The 237-nt window shown below is 65.8% G+C and carries 1 protein-coding gene; it reads right to left on the bottom strand.

The features are described 5' to 3' along the window. Window positions 1-106: IS66 family insertion sequence element accessory protein TnpB (gene tnpB / locus SB786_RS37635; RefSeq protein ID WP_410731766.1), on the bottom strand; the 106-nt coding region annotated here is incomplete at its 3' end. Window positions 107-237: the final 131 nt, after the last annotated feature.

Below are 237 nucleotides of genomic sequence, written 5' to 3'. Positions count from 1 at the left end.
GTCCGAGTGTCGACTGCACCAGCGCGGCAAGACCATCCATGCCGCGGCGCATATCGGTAATGCCCGCTGCCAGCCATACGCGGGTACCGCTGGGCGCAGCGATCATGCTGGCATCAGGCAGCGCAGCACGAGGCGCAACTGCACTGGATCGATCATACCCGTGACGCGCACACGGGCACCGTTCAGTTCAATCTCGATGCCCGACGCTGCCGGCACGCTCTCGCGACGTGGCTCGAC

The sequence above is a fragment of the Burkholderia sp. SIMBA_062 genome, assembly GCF_046534765.1.
Lineage (GTDB): Bacteria > Pseudomonadota > Gammaproteobacteria > Burkholderiales > Burkholderiaceae > Burkholderia > Burkholderia ambifaria.
Note: the sequence above shows the minus strand (reverse complement) of the source record. Positions and strands in the feature narration are given on the sequence as shown.